The sequence below is a fragment of the Arthrobacter sp. M2012083 genome (assembly GCF_000281065.1).
Lineage (GTDB): Bacteria > Actinomycetota > Actinomycetes > Actinomycetales > Micrococcaceae > Arthrobacter.
This window is the reverse complement of record NZ_AKKK01000011.1, coordinates 30,235-46,711: the sequence shown is the minus strand read 5'-3', so window position 1 is coordinate 46,711 and position 16,477 is coordinate 30,235. Positions and strand designations below refer to the sequence as shown.

Below are 16,477 nucleotides of genomic sequence, written 5' to 3'. Positions count from 1 at the left end.
TTCCCACGTCCTCATGGTGTTGATGTTGTTGCTGATCCTACGTTCGGCCTGGCCGTCCCAGTAGGCTATCGAGGAATACCCGCTGGCTGGCTTGTTTGGGCGGTCCCTGCGGCGTCAAAACCAATGGTCGGCGTGGACCTCACAGCGTTGGCGCCCCTGTCTGCGATAACCTGGGCGTCATTTCCGGAATCAAGGATGGTATTCCGAACCGAGGCGGAATCAACCAGGACCGCCGTCACCTCAAGGCCCCCTGAAGCCCCGGTGGTCAACAACGCGTCCACTTGGGCCGAGAAGCAAGAGTCACTCGACGCAGCGCGAACGTCCATGGCCACCACGTGATTGTTGGAGACGAAGTTGCCTGCCCCCTCCGCCAAGTGGATGATTACGGCTGTGGCCCCCGATGGCCGAATGCTCTCTGCGTCCACTATTTCGGAGAAGTGGTTGCCGATCACCGAGTTGTTGCTGCCACTGATGCTCAGCAGCCCGTAAAGGTCATTCCGACCGTTATCGACTCCCAGGAAGGGAGTCCAAGGCTCGTGGTCCCTAAGGAAGTGGTTGGTGGCCACGAGGTTCTCGGAACTGTTCTCTGCAAGAACCACCATCCCGGGGTAGAACGAGTGCAGGCGGTTGTTGGACACGCTTGAACGCGTGACGCCGTCGAAATGGATGCTGCTGGCACCGCGGGGAAAGATGTTGTTCGCGGTGACCAGGAGCCCGCCATGGTTCTGGGCGTAGATCGAGTGACCCTTGAATCCGGCCCCAATCAAGTTGTCCGTGATCTTGGACGCCTGGCCCCAGCCGCGGAGTTCGATGCAGCTTCCGCATTCGGCAATGAAATTGTCGTGGAGGGAAAGGGCGTCCGCCTTGTAGATGGTGAGCGCATTCTCCAGGTAGACGAATCCCATCCCGTTAACCCGGAAGGAGTCATTGGCGCTGGCCACATAGATGCCGGTCTTGCCGTTGACGTAGCTGTTTTCCGCGGGCAGCCCTGACCCGTCCGGGGTGAAGTGCAACCCATCGATGCAGAAATTGGCGAATTCCACTGAGCTGATCCGGGGGCTCCCGCTACGTTCAATGTAGAAGGCGGCGCCCTGGGATTCGTCGTCCCTGAGTAAGTCGTCGCGGAGCGGAATGTCGACGATGACGCGGCTTCCGCCTGGCCACAACTCATGGAGGTCCGGCCATTCTTCCTCAGGAACGTTGAACCGGATGCTCGAGGACGTAAAGCCGTGTCCCGAGCCCTGGATCTTGAGGAAGCTGACATCGATGACCACCTGCGTGCGGAGGTGATAGTCCCCGGGCGGAAGGTAGATCACCGCTCCCGGCTTGCCGCCGTCGTTCTCATCCGCGACCGTCTGCCGGCTCTTGATGTCCGCGATGATGCTGTTGATGACTTCACCAACGTCCTCGGACGGGTTGCCGATTGGCCACGTGGTGACGTCGTAGTAGTTGCTGTTGGACATGGGGTCCTCTCTTAGCTTGAAAATTCCTTGGCCTTGACCTGCTCTTAGCCCTTAACAGCGCCGAGCGTCATGCCTGCGACGATCTTGCGCTGCAGGAGAAGGGTCAGGAGGATGACGGGGATCGAGTAGACGGCTGCGAGTGCGGTCATGGATCCCCAGTCCAGTCCGAACTGGGTCTGGAAGTTCGCGATAACCACCGGGGTTGTTTGCGAACGGATGGCGGTCATGAGGAGGGCGAACAGGAATTCGTTCCACGAGGCCAGGAAGGCGAAGATCGCGGTGACTGCGATGCCTCCGGAGACCACGGGGATGACCACCCGCCAGAGCGCTCCGAGCCTGCTGCAGCCATCAACCGTTGCCGCTTCTTCCAAGTCGCGGGGCACAGCCTCAAAGAAGCTGGACATGAGCCAGATGGACAGTGGCAACGAGATGGTGGTGTGGGCGATGGACAAAGCGATGGGCGTGTCCGCGAGCCCTACGGAGGACATCATTGATGCCAGCGGGATGCCGATGGCCACGGGCGGGACCATGCGCGTCACCAGTGCTGCCATGATGAACACACGGCCGCTGGGAGTCTTGTAGCGCGTGATGCCGTAGGCGGCCGGGATAGCCAGAACCAAAGACAACAATGTGCTGATGATGGCTGTCTGCACGCTGTTGATGAACGAGGCCAGCACTCCGCTCCGCCCCAGCGCGTTGGCGTAGTTCTCCAGCGTCCATTCCGTGGGGAGAATGGTGGGGGGAACGGCGATGGTATCGATCGGCGTCTTGAACGAGGTGAACAGCAGGTACAGGAACGGGAAGCCGTACAGCACCATGGCCACCGCCAACAGGATCCACAGGATGGTCCGGGTGCTTCGGCGTCCGGCTTCCAGCCCTTCGCGGTTGACGCCGCGGCGCTTACGCGGTCCCTGCGATGCGGTGACTTTCGACGTCGGCTGTACGGTTTGGCTGGTCACGTCACCCTCGGTTGCGGCTCGGTTCCGTGAAATCGCGGTCCGGGAGCTCATCAGTTGTCCTTTCCTGGCCGCCAGATGGTGGCCACCGCGAAGAATGCGACGGCGAGCATCGCCAGCAGGTAGATAGTGCCCATGGCGCTGGCCAAGCCGGGATCGCCGAAGCGGATCATGGTGCGGTAGATCAGCAGGCTCATGGTTTCGGATGCGGACTGGGGGCCGCCGTTGGTTTGAATCAGGATGGTGTCGAAGGCGCGGGCGGCGTCGATTCCTCGGACAACCAACGCCACTGCGATCACCGGACGGAGGAGCGGAAGGATGATCTGGAACAGGAGCGCGGGTGCCTTGGCGCCGTCCAAACGTGCAGCTTCAATGAGGTCGCCGGGGATGTTCTGCAGGCCGGCGAACAGTACGAGGCACATGAAGGAGGTGGTGAGCCAGATGTCCGGGATAGCCACCGAGAACAGCACAATGTTGGGATCTGACAACCACCCGATCTGGTTGGGGTTGGAGAGGATACCCGCCTGGTGCAGGAGGGTTCCGATGAGGCCGAAGTTGTCGATCATCAGGAACTTCCACAGCAAGCCGGCAACAATCGGGGCGATCATCAGCGGATACAGGAAGACGGTCCGCCAAACCTGCGAGCTGCGCCCGAGCGTGGTGAACAGGAGCGCCATTCCCAGGCCGAGGGCGAACTCGAGGGTGACTACCACCAAGGTGTAGGCGAGGGTTCGCCACCCTGCCCCCATGAAGGCTTCGGAGGCGAATGCGGTGACGTAGTTCTGGAATCCCACGAAGTCACGCGGGCCGCCGGCGATGGGCGAGATCTTGAAGAAGCTGTCTGCAATGAGGCGGAACAGCGGGTAGGCCACGAAGACGGCCAGGAACAACGCCGCCGGGGTCATGAGGTATAGGGCGAAGCGGCGATCGGAGATGCGCACGATTTTCTCTTCTGCTGGTTGGGGCCGCGGCCGGCACGGAGTTTGTGGTTCCGGGTGCCGGCCGCGGAGTCTTTACTTGAGGAGGTCCTGGATCTGCTTCTTGGCGTCGGCCAGGAGGGTCGCGGAGTCGCCGCCAGCTACCGCCTTCTGCAGGAGCGGGACCAGCACGGTGTCTACGATCTGCTGCCACTTGGCAGTTGCCGGGCGGGTGGCGGTGGCTTTGCCGTTGAGGGTTTCGATCAGTGGCTTGAAGCTCTCGTATCCGGGCTGGTCCTGGTACTTCTCGAAAGCGGAGATGCGGGAAGCCAGGCCGAGGCTGGATTCAATGCCCAGGCCGTTATGGTCGTAGGCGCACTTGATGAACTTCTTTGCGGAGTCTGCGTTCTTGGTGGCCTTCGGGACGGACAGGTACCAAGGTCCCGGAACACCTGCGACGCCGGCGCTGCCGCCAATCATTGCTGCGGCTCCCACTTTGCCTGCCACCGGTGAATCCTTGGGGATCTGACGGTAAGCGTGCGCCCAGAAGCGGGTCATGGCGGTCTTGCCCTGGTTGAACAAGTTCTGGGCTGCGGCCCAGTCAACTTGTGCAGCACCCGGAGGCGCCGACTTTGTCAGGCTTACGTAGAAGTCGAGTGCTTCTTTATGGGCTGCGTTATCGATTACTACGTTGTCGCCGTCGAGGACCATGGGGGAGCCGGCCTGCAGGACGTGGGCAAGCCATTCAGTTTCCACGGCGCCCTTGACATCCGTGCCGTACATTCCGTCCTTGGTGAAGAACTCCGAAATGTCCTGGTACTGCTTCCACGTGGTGGGTGCGGCGAGTTCATAGCCGTACTTTGACTGGAAGTCGGCCTTGTTTTTGGCGTCTTCGAAGAGGTCCTGGCGGTAGAGGATGATCTCGGCATTGGTCCACGCCGGCAGGCCGATGAAGTGGCCGTCCACGTTTGCTTCCTTGACCAGCGCGGGGAAGATGTCCTTCTTGGCCTCGTCAGTGAAGATTTCGTCGATGGGCTGGACCGCATCCTTGAAGCTCGGAAGCCACACGGAGTCGAGTGCGGCGACGTCGAAGGAAACGTTGCCGGAAGAGAATTCGCTGGAGAGCCGGTTGAACATGCCGTCGTAAGGCAGTTCCACAAAGTTGACGTCGATTCCGGTGTCCTTCTTGCACTGTTCGGCAACGCCGGTGAGTTCGGCATGACCGCCGGCTTCCACCAGGACGTTGACGGTGCCTGCGGCGCTACCCGACGTTGGTGCCGGGCCCCCTGCGCCGCATCCGGTAGCCGCGAGTGCGACGGCGGTGCAGACGCCGCCAAGGGTGACGAGCCTGGAGATGGTGTTTCGAGTGGACATCGCTGTCGACTCACTTTCTCTCGAACGGGATGGCAAGACTGTTTGGGGTGAAGAATCGTTTTGCCAAAACGACTTGGCAACACTGTAGGACCGTCTCTTGAGAAGTGTCAAGCGTCACTTTGGCCGGCCGCCGTTGCCAAAAAATCCGCCAGGATTTTGTCGTTGACACCCTTCTTCACCACCGCTTAGTGTTTCTCCCAGCTCGCGATAAATCGTTTTGGCAATTTTGGCAGCGTGCAATCACAACCCGAACCTTTTCCTGCCCTTCGCTCCATTCCTTGCGGGTGAACCAGGCGGCAAGGGGAGCGGCTCTGCAAGCTTTCCCGCAGCAACCGGTCACAGACAGGCTCGAAGCCCACTTCAAAGGAGAACTGTGAAACAACCATCCACCATCAGCCGAAGGAGCATCCTCCGGATGTTCCCGGCGGCAGCGGTCGCGGCCGTCATCGCACTCTCTTCCAAGCCCGAGGCGGCGCAGGCGCGCGCTGCGCAGCAAACCCCTGGTCCGTTGCCGGCCACGTCCGGCCACAGGGCAATTATTGGAGTCCTTTAGGCCGATCAGCGGTGCAACACACCGTTCAAGCAGTACCCCAACGATGAGGAGAACCAGCTTTGACCACTGTCTACGACGTCACCACCTGGAGCGTTCCAGGGAACCCAAGCGCAACCCCATACAACGACATCGGGCTCATCATGAACAGCATCATCGCTGACATCAAGAGCCAGCAGACCAATCAGGCATCCAAGCCGGGCGCCGTGATCTACATTCCGCCGGGAGACTACTCGCTCAAAACCCGTGTGAACGTGGACATCAGTTATCTGACTATCCGCGGTTCCGGGCACGGTTTTACCTCGCTGAGTATCCGTTACAACGCCGGCAACACGTCCACCTGGCACGAAATTAATCCTGGTGGCAGCCGAATCCGGGTGGAAAACACTGATGGGAACAGCGACGCCTTCCGTGTTTACCGGACGGGCGATCCACGGCTTAGTTCCGTGGTGTTCCAGAACTTCTGCCTGGACGGAGTCTCTTTCGGGGCCAACGAGAACGATTACACCAACGGCAAGACAGGCATCCGCTTCGATTCTGCCAACGATTCCTGCAGGGTTGAAGGGATGGGCATGGTGTACCTGGAGCACGGCCTGGTGGTGCGGGACACGGATGCCCTCAGCGTCAGCGGCAATTTCCTCGCTGAATGTGGCTCTTGCATTGAACTCACGGGCTCAGGCCAGGCTTCGAAAGTCACGGACAACCTCATCGGCGCGGGCTTCGTTGGGTTCTCCATCTTCGCGGAGGGGCATTGGGGCCTCCTGGTGACAGGCAACAACGTGTTCCCTCGAGGCAAGAGCAGTGTGCACTTCAAGGACTGCGCCCGATCGTCCATCACGTCCAACCGATTCCATGCGTTCTACCCCGGGATGGTGAATTTTGAGGGGAGTTGCACCGAGAACCTGGTGGGGGCCAATCACTTTCTCCGTCAGATGGAACCATTCGACCCCCTTAAGCCGTACAACAACGGACTGGATGATCTCTTCGGCCTGGTTCACCTTGCCGGCAGCAACAACACCGTGACAGGCAACCATTTCAGCTACGACGTCCCGTCCGGGTCCGTAAAACCACCGGGACAGACGCCCACCATCATCCTGGTGGCATCTGGGAACAACAACTTCATCGCCACCAACAACACGGTGTCAGCAATCGCGGTGCACACCGTCACCCTTGACTCGTCCACTACCGGAACCAAAGTCCTGGACAGCGGAACCCAAGCTCAGTTCCAACCCTTCCAGAGCAGCCACTCCTTCAGGGCGACTCCGTAACAACCCCCTAGGCAAGCACTCTTGAAAGGTCTGTCAAAGATGACCAGACGCACCAAAGCTTTGCTGTCACTTGGGACGGTGGTGGCCCTCACCGCTGCTTCGTTCACCATCGCCACGAATGCTGCGCGCGCCACCGATCCGGAACCGTCCACGCAGCAGTATCGGCCCTATCTGCACTACACACCTGAGGCCAACTGGATGAACGATCCCAACGGGCTCGTCTACCACAACGGCAAGTACCACATGTATTACCAGTACAACCCTGAGGGAACGGGGTGGGGGAACATGAGCTGGGGTCATGCCTCATCAACAGACCTGATCCACTGGGAAGAGCATCCCCTCGCCATCCCGCGCGGCCGCGACGGAAACAATAACGTCATCGAGGAGATCTTCTCCGGATCCGTGGTGGTGGACACCCGGAACAGCAGCGGGTTTGGGACCTTGCAGAACCCCCCAATGGTAGCTGTGTACACGAGCAACTACACGGGCGCCCATCCAAGTCTGGCAGGCAAACAGGCGCAATCGCTGGCCTATAGCCTCGACGACGGGCAAAGCTGGACCAAATACGGCAGCAATCCCGTCCTCAACCGGAACACCTCCAGCTTCCGTGACCCCAAGGTCTTCTGGTACGACAATGCGTCCGGAGCAGACTATTGGGTGATGGCCGCGGTGGAAGCCGATGAGCGCCGGGTCCTTTTGTATCAGAGCACCAACCTGAAGGACTGGAATTACCTGTCGGATTTCGGGCCGGCAAACGCCGTTGGCGGGCAGTGGGAGTGTCCTGATTTGTTCCCCTTACCCGTTGATGGGGACCCCAACAACGTCAAGTGGGTGCTGGCCGTGAACATCAATCCCGGTGCGGTTGGCGGCGGCAGCGGCGGACAATATTTCGTTGGGGACTTCAACGGGACAACATTCACCGCCGAAAACATCGATTCTGCCAGCCAGCTTCCACCCGGCGACGTCCTGGCCGGTTTCAACGGCGGCAGCTTCACCGGCTGGAACATCCAGAACGATCCATCCACCAGTTCAGGTCCTTGGGCAAGTGCGCCGGCCACAGGGGCCCTTCCGGGGCAACAGCAAGTCACCGGTCACATTGGCGCCGGGCTGGTGAACGGATTCCACGGCGGAGACGCCCCGGTTGGCACTATGGAATCCGCCCCCTTCACGCTGGACAAGGACTACCTTAACTTCCTGGTCGGGGGCGGAAACCATCCTCAGGAATACGGGAAACAATCGGGAAACCAAGCCCCTCCGGGATACCTGCTGTTTGACGGTTTCGACTACTCCGGAACGCTCACTCAAGCCGGCTGGCAACTCACAGGCAACTTCCAAGCGGCGCTGAACCCATCGACGTCGGGCGGTGAATTCGCCATCGGGAAAAGGATCAACACCTTCGAAGGCGGGCCGTACCAAGACAACAACGTCGGCACTATCACGTCCCCTGAGTTCTACCTGACCAACACCAATATCGCTTTCCTCCTCGGCGGCGGCAGCCGCACCGATGGACAACTGCAGGTCGAGCTGCTGGTGGGCGGGATGCCAGTCCGCACTGCGAACGGCGCTGGTTCGGGGGACCTGAACTGGCAAAACTGGGATGTTTCCCCTTGGCACGGCCAAAGTGCCCGCATCAGAATTGTGGACAACGCGACCGGCCCTTGGGGTCATCTGACGCTGGACAACATGGTCCTTGGTTCCGAGCCGGCCAAGGTCCGCAGCGTCGAAACCACAGTGAACCTGGTGGTCAACGGTCAGACGGTCCGGACCGCCACCGGCGCCGATTCCGAGCACTTGAAATGGAACGCTTGGGACGTCAGCGCCTATAAGGGCAGCCAGGCCACCATCAGGATCGTGGACAACAACAGGGGCGGATGGGGGCACATCCTGGCGGACGAATTTGTTTCCTCGGACGTATCCCATGTGGAGCAACACGATTGGCTGGACTGGGGCCGGGACTACTACGCGGCGGTTTCCTTCAATAGCGCCCCCGCTGGTAAGCGCATCATGCTGGGCTGGATGAACAACTGGGATTACGGCCAAAACACGCCCACTTCAACCTGGCGCGGAAGCATGGCCCTGCCGCGTGAGGTGGCTCTCACACAGACTCCTGCCGGACCAAGGCTGCGGCAGGAGGTGGTGTCACAGGCGGACGCGCTGAAGAACACGGCCGCGTCCTACACGGCGCCCGCGCAGGACCTCCAACCGGGAACCACCACTCTTCCGATCGCAGGCGACGTGGTGCAGATCGATGCTGAGTTCTCCCCGGGTAGCGCGTCCGCGTTCGGCCTGAAAGTGCTCGGAAACGCCAACGAATCAACAAGGATCGGTTACGCGACGGGCACTCAGCGGCTCGCCATCGACCGGACCAACTCCGGCAACGAAGGCTTCCATCCCGCCTTCAGTTCAGTCGAGGACGCGAAGGTGGAGTTGATCAATGGCAGGATCCACCTGCGGGTGTATGTGGACCGGGCATCTGTGGAGGTTTTTGCACAGGACGGTCTGACAACCATTACCGACCAGGTCTTTCCAACCGCCGGCGCCAACGCAATCTCGGTTTTTTCCGAAGGAGGCACTGCACGTCTTGAAAGCATGACCGTGACGCCGCTCAACCCAGCGATGTGGGGCGGCTAAACCGGCCGAACGCACGACGACGGCTGGTCACCCAGGTGACCAGCCGTCGTCGTGCGTTTAATGCCTTACTTAGTCCGCTTTCACCGCCAGGACCGGGCAGTCCGCCTCCAGCAGGATCCGCTGGGAGACGCTGCCCATGATGAGCTTGCCTACCGGGCTGCGGCGGCGAAGGCCGATGACAATCAGATCGGCATCATTCTCGTCCGCTGCGTCCAGGACTTCGGCAGCCGCGTCATGGCCGCGGACCGGTTGCTTGATGATGTGCTGGATGCCTTGGTCAGCGAGCCGCTCCTCGATGCTCTGGATGTCCGGCTCCTGGGCGTACCGGTTGTCCACCAAGGCGTCGCCCTTGGAGGAGTTGATGACCAGGAGGGTGTCATTGCTCTTCTTGGCCTCGGCGATGGCCTGCGTCAACGCCGCTTCGCCTTCTGGTGTGGGGACGTATCCCACCACGATTGTCATGGTTTCTCCTTGTTGGCTTGGTTGTTGGGGAGGCGGCTGGCATCGCCAGGCGCCAGGCTAGCCGTCGCTTCCGCCGTCGCCGTCTGCTGTTCCGTCGGCGCGGTGGCTGCCGTGGCTGACGCCGCCGGCTTCCCTCGGGACCGTGGCGCCGGAGTTACCCGGAACCGCTGTGGCCGCCACAGGACGGTTGCGCCGGATGAGCTTGAAGATGAACGGCCACACCAGGATGAGCGCCACGATGATGTAGACCACGATCGCGATGGGCTCGCTGAACAGGCCAGCGGGATCGCCGGCGCTCAGCTGCAGCGTCTTGCGGAGCTGGCCCTCAATGCGCGGGCCCAGGATGACGCCGAGGATCAGCGGCAGGACCGGAAGTCCAAATCGCCGCATCATGAATCCGAGGGCACCGAGCACCAGCAGGATCACAAGATCGAAGGCCTGCAGGTTGACCGAGTAGGCACCCAGGGTAGCGAAGAACAGGATGCCCGCGTAGAGGTAGGGGCGGGGGAGCTGCAGCAGCTTTGCCCAGACCGGGGCCAAGGGCAGGTTGATGAGCAGGAGCAGGAAGTTGCCGATGAAGAGGCTCGCAATGAGTGCCCACACCAGCGGTCCTTCGCTGGAGAACAGCTGCGGGCCGGGTTGGATGCCATAGGACGTGAAGGCTGCAAGCATGACGGCGGCTGTCGCGTTGGTGGGGAGGCCGAGTGCGAGCAGCGGTGTCATGGTACCGGCGGCGGCAGCATTGTTGGCCGCTTCGGGTCCGGCGACGCCTTCGATGGCGCCCTTGCCGAACTCTTCCGGGTGCTTGGTGAGCCGTTTCTCGGTGACGTAAGAGAGGAAGGTGGGGATTTCCGCGCCACCGGCGGGCAGGGCACCGAACGGGAAGCCAAAGGCGGTGCCGCGAAGCCAAGGCTTCCAGGAACGGCCCCAGTCCTTCTTGCCCATCCAGGGACGACCCACCGGGATGACATGAAGAGGCGTGCGACGCAGGTGGGCCGCAACCCAGAGGGCTTCACCCACGGCGAAGATCGCGACGGCGACCACCACGATGTCCAAACCGTCCACCAGGAGGGGCTGGCCGAAGGTCAAACGGCGTTGGCCGGTTACGGAGTCGATGCCCACCAGCCCGATGGCCAAACCAAGGGCCAGCGACGCGAATCCGCGGAGCCTGGACGAGCCAAGGACGGCGGTCACCGCCAGCAGCGCGAGGACCATGATGGCAAAGTAGCTGGGAGCACCCAGGCTCACGGCGAACTGCACCACGATGGGGGCGAAGACCGCCAGTAGTGCCGTGCCGATGGTTCCGGCGATGAACGAACCGATGGCCGCGGTGGCCAGCGCCTGTGCGGCCCTACCGGCTTTGGCCATCTTGTTGCCTTCGATGGCAGTCACCACCGACGACGATTCACCGGGTGTATTGAGGAGGATGGATGTGGTGGAACCGCCGAACATGCCGCCGTAGTAGATGCCGGCGAACATGATGAAGGCGCTGGTGGGCTCCAAGGCGGCGGTGACAGGAAGCAGCAACGCCACAGTCATCGCCGGGCCCAGCCCGGGAAGGACGCCGACGGCGGTGCCCAGGAGTACGCCGATCACGGCGAACAAGAGGTTCATGGGGGTGAGGGCGGTCGCGAAACCGTCCATCAGGGAGGACCAGACGTCCATTAGAGGATTCCTTCCAGGAGCCCGGCCGGCAATGCGATGCCCAGGCCGAGGTAGAAGCCGTAGAAGGTCAGCAAGGACAGTGCGACGGAAATAAGCCCGTCACGAATGTAGCGACGACTGCCGAGCGCCAGCACGCTGCCCCAGAAGAGGACCGTTCCGGAAATGACCCAGCCGGCCCAGTCGATGAGCAGGATGTTCAGGATGAAAGCTCCGGCCAGCGGAAGGACAGTCTTCCAATCGGCGGGATGTGCCAGGTCAACGTCTTCGCCGCCCTCGGCCTCACCCTTGCCGCCGCGGAGGACGTTGATGGCGAGCAAAACAGCGCAGACGATCAGCAAACCGGACACAATGAACGGGACGGTCTTGGGGCCTACCGGGTCCGACTGCGAGTACGGGGTGACCAGGCCGTTTGCGTCCAGGAAGACCAGGACGCCGACCACGCCGAGCAGGAGGGCTACCCCCAGCTCGGCGCGGCCTTTCAGGCCTGAGGCTAAGGAGCTCACGCCAACCCGAGCTTGGTCAGGACGTCCGCCACCCTCTTGTCCTGGTCTGTCAGGAACGTCTGGAATTCGTCGCCGGTAACGAAGGCATCGGTCCAGCTGTGGGTCTTGAGCGCTTCCTTCCAGCCTGCGGAAGCATGCATCTTCTCAAGGGCGCCAATCAGGGACTTCTTGTCGTCCTCGCTGATGCCCGGAGGGGCCACAATGCCGCGCCAGTTGGTGAAGACGAGGTCAATGTTGGATTCCTTCAGCGTGGGAGCGTCCACACCTTCCAAGCGGTTCTCGCCACTGGTGGCCAGGACCCGGATCTCACCGGACTTGATCTGCTGCAGGTACTCGCCGGCGCCGGAAGCGGCGAAGCCCAGCTTGTTACCGAGGATGGCGGGCAGAAGGTCGCCACCGCCGTCGTAAGAGACGAAGTTGACCTTGGTGGCGTCGATGCCAACCGCGCCGGCCAACTGCATGGGCAGGAGGTGGTCCGGACCGCCGGGCGAGGAACCGCCGCCAACTGCGATGGAGCCGGGGTTGGCCTTCCACGCCGTCACCAGGTCATCGATGGTCTTGTAAGGGGAGTCCTTGCTGACCATGATGGCGCCGGGTTCCTCGATGAGTTTCGCCAGCGGGGTGGTCTCCGTCAGCTTCGACTCGGACTTGTTGGTGTAGCTGGCTCCAACAACGCCCAGGCCCATGAGCATGGTGAGGTCGCCGTTGCCCTTTTCATTGACGATGCGGGCAAGGCCCACCGTGCCGCCGGCGCCGGCAAGGTTGAACACCTCGGTGTTGGTGGAGATCTTCTCGTCGTCCAGTACCTTGGCGGCAGCCCGGGCGGTGGTGTCGTAGCCACCTCCGGGAGTGTTGGGAACCATGATCTGGAGTCCGGTGATAGGTCCTGCTGCACCGGTGCTGTCAGAACCGGTGGACTTACCTGTGGCACCGCAGCCGGTGGCCATCAGGGCGATGCCGGCAGCGACGGCGGCGACTCGCAATGCGCGGATCTGGCGCATGGTGTTCCTCTTCTCATCATCGAAAATTCGGTGGTAGGGCGATCAGCGTTGTGCCCCGTTGATTTGATGCTAGGCGCGTAGGTGACAGGGATCACTCTTGTGTTCGCAGTGATCTTTAAGTTCATTGCGTTCATGGGTTTCCGCGGGCTGAGCTGGTCTTTCGTGCCGCTGGGGTATAGTTCCGATACGCCACGGGGGAAGCTGTTGTCCGCCCCTCCGATCACCGGCACCACCAAAGGAACCCAGCAGTGACTCGACTGACTCGACGAAGAGGCATGTCCTTGGCAGGGCAGTACCTTGTGCTGCAGTTACTGATCGTCCTCGCAGTTCTTGTTGCCGTTGTTGCCATTTCCTTGGCCCAATCCGCCGCCACCTTCGAGCGGACTGAAGGACGCCGTGCGCTGCTGGCTGCAGAAGCCTTGGGCAGCAACCCTACTGTCCGCGCGTTGCTGCCGGAGGCCGAACCGCGCGTCGGTTCAGCCCTCCCGGCCGTGGCCGAATCCGTGCGCACCGTTTCGGGATCATCACATGTGGCACTCGCCAAACTTGACGGCACCGTGGTTGCTTCATCGGATCCCAGCCTGTTGGGCCAACCCCTGCCGCTGGGTGAGAGCCAAGTGATGGAAGGGCGCGCCTGGACAGGTGTGCTGCCAGGCAGCAGCGGTGCCGTGCTGTCCGCCCACGTCCCAGTCCTGGACGATTCCGGAAAAGTCATTGGCGTTGCATCCATCAGCAGGAACTACCCATCCACCATTGAGCGACTAGGCGACGCCGTTCCCAACCTGCTCACCTATCTGGGTGTCGCCAGCGTCCTGGGCGTCGCCGGATCCCTCCTGTTGTCCCGCCGCGTCAAGCGGCAAACCCTTGGCATGGAACCGAGGGAGATCACCGGTCTCGTGGAGAACCGTGAAGCGATGCTGCAGGGCCTCAAGGAAGGCGTGGTCGCTTTGGATCCCCATGAGCGCATCACGGTGGCCAATGAAAGCGCCAGGCAGCTCCTGGGCCTGCCACCGGATTGTGTGGGAAAGAAGTTGCGCTCCCTCCACGTCGACCCTGCGCTGAAGATAGTCCTCACCCGCGAACAGTCAGACGCGGATCAATTGGTCCTCGTGGGGGAGCGGCTGGTGGTCATGAACCGCGTTGCCCTGCGTTCCCATGGACGCGACATCGGTTCCGTCACCACGTTGAGGGACCGGACCGAGCTGTCCTCCCTGGAGAGTGAACTCGGCGCCACCAAGACCGTGACTGACACTTTGAGGGCCCAGGCCCACGAGTTCGCCAACCAACTCCACGTCATCTCCGGCCTGATCCAGATAGGCGAATACGATTCCGTGGTGCAATTCGTCAATGGCGCCACCGTAGACCGGACACGGCTCAACGACGACGTCACCAGCCGTATCGAGGACCCCGCGCTCGCAGCCCTGCTGATCGCGAAGGACAGCCTGGCAACGGAGCGCGGAGTGGAGCTGAAGCTGGACCCGAAGTCCGCACTGCCGCGCGTCAACGAGGAACTGTCACGCGACCTCACCACCGTGGTGGGGAACCTGGTGGATAACGCGTTCGACGCCGTCACCGGACTTCCCGGGGCCTCGGTCCAAGTGTTGGTGGTTAACTCGGGTGAGAACGTCACAGTCACCGTCCGGGACAACGGTCCCGGCGTTCCTTCCGGTTCCGCGGAGGAGATTTTCCGGCAAGGCTTCTCCACGAAAGAGCCTGGACCGGGCGATGCGCGGGGCTTTGGGCTGGCGTTGTCACGGGTGATCTGCCGGCGCTCCGGAGGTGACCTGACGGTGGCCAACGACGACGGAGCCGTCTTCACCGCTCGATTCACGAAAGGGGCCTCCCAGCCATGATCCAAGTACTGATTGTTGACGATGACTTCATGGTGGCCAAGGTCCACGCCGGGTTCATCCAAAGGACACCGGGCTTCGGGGTGGTGGGCGTGGCGCATACGGGTGCTCAGGCCCTGGTGGAAACGGAAAGGCTCCAGCCCGACCTTGTGTTGCTGGACATCCATCTCCCGGACATCAACGGACTGGAACTCATGCACCAGCTGCGCGATGTTGCACCGGACCTCGATGTACTGGTGATCAGTGCTGCCCGCGAGGTGGAAACCGTCCGGAAGGCGCTGCGCGGCGGGATTGTGCACTACCTGATCAAGCCGTTCTCCCAGGCTGATCTGCAGGAACGTTTGGAGCACTACCTCAGTGCCTACCAGGGCCTGGACGCCTCCAAGGTGGAGGCCGAGCAGTCCGACGTGAACCGCGTCTTCGGACTGGGCGTTTCCGAGCGGACGCTGCCCAAAGGTTGCAGCGTGGAGACGCTCGAACTTGTTGAATCAGCGCTGAAAACAGCGCCGGGTGACCTCTCTGCCGCCGAGCTTGCCGAGCAACTCGGGACCTCCCGGGTGAGTGCCCGGCGTTACCTGGAGTACCTCCACGACGAGGGGGCGCTGGAGGTCAGACTGAAGTACGGCGTCGGACGCCCTGAACGGCGATACCTGCTGAAGGGGCGGTGAGCCTCGGCGGCGCTACGCTCTATGCGACCGGTTTCCACCCCAAGGCTGGGCCCAATTTTGTCGCAATGTCGGTGAGGATCTGCACGTAGTCCTCGTGGTCGAAGCTGAAGGGCAGTGCGAACGCCACCTCGTCCACTTCCTGGAAACCCGCATGGGCGTAAAGTTGCCGGGCAATTTCATCGCTGGTGCCGATCAGATCCCGGGCGAACAGCATGCCCTTCGGCCCCTGCGGAGCCCTCGTGCGGGGAGTCCGTTCATCGACGTACCGCTGGTACTTCTCGCGCTGGGCGCTGGAAGCGGAATCAGTGGGGATGACCACTAAGCCTTGCGAAGCCCGGGCCGTGTTTCCGGACGCGTGGGCGGCGTCGCGGTACGCCCGAATCTGCGATTGCTGGACCTTTGCAAAGTCCGGTTCTTGATCCTTGTCGGGAAAAATCACACTGCTGGACAACAGGTTGAAGCCGTTTTCACCGGCCCAAACGGCAGACTTCATACTGCCTGCCCCGTACCAAAGACGGCTGCGCAGTCCCGGGGAGTGCGGCTCCACCCGGTTGGAGAATTCCTCCACAACGCCTTGCTTGCCGGAGAAGTCCCTCACTTTTTCGCCCGCGACCAGGCGGGCGAACCGGTCTACGCGGTCATAGCTGAAGTCTTCGACGTCCCAGGAATCGGCGTATAGATGGTGCTTCACGGTGTCGTAATGCATCGGTTCACCCACGCTCAGGCCGGGATTGATCCGTCCCCCGGCGAGCAGATCCACCGTGGCCAGGTCCTCTGCCAGCCGCAGGGGGTTTTCCCAACCCAGCGGAGTCACGGCGGTGCCGAGCTCAATCCTGGACGTGCGCTGGCTTGCGGCAGCCATCACCGCGACAGGGGAGGAGATGCCGAACTGCAAGTGACGGTGGCGTAACCAGGCGCTGTCGAATCCCAACTGCTCGCCGAGTTCGATGATCTCCAATGTCGACCGGTGGCCAGCCGCAGGGTCGGCTGGGTCGAAGAGGCCAATAGTCAGAAATCCAAGCTTGCGGAGGGGGCGTTCGGGGCTGGGCATGGCATTCCTTCGCGTTTGGCGGGGCGGCTACTGCCCAGAATAAGGGCCGGTACCGACCACGACGGCGGGAGGTTACCTTTTGTGATGGGGGTGGAGGCGCCAGGGTGCGTAAAGGCAA

14 protein-coding genes are annotated in these 16,477 nt (G+C 61.8%); 5 read left to right on the top strand and 9 right to left on the bottom strand.

Annotation, left to right across the window (positions count from 1 at the left end; genetic code table 11):
• Window positions 1-65 precede the first annotated feature (65 nt).
• The 4 genes from A477_RS0107090 to A477_RS0107075 all read right to left on the bottom strand — a co-directional run bounded on the left by A477_RS0107090 (window position 66) and on the right by A477_RS0107075 (window position 4,710).
• Window positions 66-1,463: a NosD domain-containing protein gene (locus A477_RS0107090; RefSeq protein WP_017198325.1), complete on the bottom strand. Its 1,398-nt coding sequence runs from the start codon at window positions 1,461-1,463 to the stop codon at window positions 66-68.
• Window positions 1,464-1,507: 44 nt separating this feature from the next.
• Window positions 1,508-2,473 (bottom strand): carbohydrate ABC transporter permease, encoded by a 966-nt coding sequence (locus A477_RS0107085; RefSeq protein WP_017198324.1) that lies wholly within the window; start codon window positions 2,471-2,473, stop codon window positions 1,508-1,510.
• Window positions 2,473-3,360, bottom strand: a complete 888-nt coding sequence (locus tag A477_RS0107080; protein WP_017198323.1) for a carbohydrate ABC transporter permease — start codon at window positions 3,358-3,360, stop codon at window positions 2,473-2,475. The genes A477_RS0107085 and A477_RS0107080 overlap by 1 nt, the downstream gene beginning before the upstream one ends.
• Window positions 3,361-3,432: 72 nt before the next feature.
• A complete protein-coding gene (locus tag A477_RS0107075; RefSeq protein ID WP_017198322.1) occupies window positions 3,433-4,710 on the bottom strand; it encodes an ABC transporter substrate-binding protein in 1,278 nt (425 codons plus the stop codon).
• Window positions 4,711-5,083: 373 nt separating this feature from the next.
• Here A477_RS0107075 and A477_RS23270 point away from each other — a divergent pair, with 373 nt between their 5' ends.
• The 3 genes from A477_RS23270 to A477_RS0107060 are packed head-to-tail and all read left to right on the top strand — an operon-like array spanning window position 5,084 to window position 9,159.
• Entirely contained in the window at window positions 5,084-5,263 is a 180-nt protein-coding gene (locus tag A477_RS23270) for a hypothetical protein (RefSeq protein ID WP_157367057.1), read from the top strand.
• A 59-nt stretch (window positions 5,264-5,322) separates the two neighbouring features.
• The gene (locus tag A477_RS0107065; protein WP_017198320.1) at window positions 5,323-6,528 is read left to right on the top strand and encodes a NosD domain-containing protein; all 1,206 of its coding nucleotides are present in this window, start codon (window positions 5,323-5,325) and stop codon (window positions 6,526-6,528) included.
• Between the two features lie 39 nt (window positions 6,529-6,567).
• Window positions 6,568-9,159: a GH32 C-terminal domain-containing protein gene (locus A477_RS0107060; protein ID WP_017198319.1), complete on the top strand. Its 2,592-nt coding sequence runs from the start codon at window positions 6,568-6,570 to the stop codon at window positions 9,157-9,159.
• 69 nt (window positions 9,160-9,228) lie between these two features.
• Here A477_RS0107060 and A477_RS0107055 read toward each other — a convergent pair whose 3' ends face one another.
• Genes A477_RS0107055 through A477_RS0107040 form a run of 4 tightly spaced genes read right to left on the bottom strand, consistent with a single transcriptional unit; the run spans window position 9,229 to window position 12,790 of the window.
• The gene (locus tag A477_RS0107055; protein WP_017198318.1) at window positions 9,229-9,621 is read right to left on the bottom strand and encodes a universal stress protein; all 393 of its coding nucleotides are present in this window, start codon (window positions 9,619-9,621) and stop codon (window positions 9,229-9,231) included.
• A gap of 57 nt (window positions 9,622-9,678) precedes the next feature.
• Window positions 9,679-11,286, bottom strand: coding sequence for a tripartite tricarboxylate transporter permease (locus A477_RS0107050; protein ID WP_017198317.1), 1,608 nt, complete (start codon window positions 11,284-11,286; stop codon window positions 9,679-9,681).
• Entirely contained in the window at window positions 11,286-11,789 is a 504-nt protein-coding gene (locus tag A477_RS0107045) for a tripartite tricarboxylate transporter TctB family protein (protein WP_017198316.1), read from the bottom strand. The genes A477_RS0107050 and A477_RS0107045 overlap by 1 nt, the downstream gene beginning before the upstream one ends.
• The gene (locus tag A477_RS0107040; protein WP_017198315.1) at window positions 11,786-12,790 is read right to left on the bottom strand and encodes a Bug family tripartite tricarboxylate transporter substrate binding protein; all 1,005 of its coding nucleotides are present in this window, start codon (window positions 12,788-12,790) and stop codon (window positions 11,786-11,788) included. The genes A477_RS0107045 and A477_RS0107040 overlap by 4 nt, the downstream gene beginning before the upstream one ends.
• Before the next feature lie 275 nt (window positions 12,791-13,065).
• On the opposite strand from A477_RS0107040, the gene A477_RS0107030 reads away from it, so the two are divergent.
• Both A477_RS0107030 and A477_RS0107025 read left to right on the top strand, forming a co-directional pair.
• The gene (locus A477_RS0107030; protein WP_017198313.1) at window positions 13,066-14,643 is read left to right on the top strand and encodes a sensor histidine kinase; all 1,578 of its coding nucleotides are present in this window, start codon (window positions 13,066-13,068) and stop codon (window positions 14,641-14,643) included.
• Entirely contained in the window at window positions 14,640-15,308 is a 669-nt protein-coding gene (locus tag A477_RS0107025; protein ID WP_017198312.1) for a response regulator, read from the top strand. The genes A477_RS0107030 and A477_RS0107025 overlap by 4 nt, the downstream gene beginning before the upstream one ends.
• Window positions 15,309-15,327: 19 nt before the next feature.
• Here the strand turns inward: A477_RS0107025 and A477_RS0107020 are convergent, their stop codons facing one another.
• Window positions 15,328-16,359: an LLM class flavin-dependent oxidoreductase gene (locus tag A477_RS0107020; protein ID WP_017198311.1), complete on the bottom strand. Its 1,032-nt coding sequence runs from the start codon at window positions 16,357-16,359 to the stop codon at window positions 15,328-15,330.
• Between the last annotated feature and the right edge of the window lie 118 nt (window positions 16,360-16,477).